Source organism: Peribacillus sp. SIMBA_075, assembly GCF_046534585.1.
The window spans coordinates 1-294 of record NZ_JAWRYN010000376.1 but is presented as its reverse complement, the minus strand read 5'-3'; the positions used below and the strand labels follow the sequence as shown (position 1 = coordinate 294).

General features: G+C 38.1%; 1 protein-coding gene. It reads right to left on the bottom strand.

The genetic code is table 11. The annotated features are described in order from the left end of the window. On the bottom strand, positions 1-294 hold a 294-nt coding region (locus tag SB775_RS28650; RefSeq protein ID WP_410864569.1), incomplete at both ends, for a ferritin.

Sequence of the window (294 nt, the reverse complement as noted above, 5' to 3'; positions counted from 1 at the left end):
ATTCAGCATCTAGCATAAATAATGCGTTTGAATCGCTTGTAATACGTTTTAATTTTTGGATGATGCTATCGAATGAAGATTCTTCTTCTACTTGCTCATCGACGAACCATTTTAAGAATGTAATTGTTGCATGCTCACGCTCATCCCAAGCGATATCAGATAAGTTGTAAATACGCTTCGTTACTTCACGCTCGTGCTCAAGTGCCACTTCAAAAGCGTTCAGTACAGATTCGTATTTGTTATTTGGATTATCAAATCCAGTAATAATAGCGCGCTCACCGCGGTCATTAATGT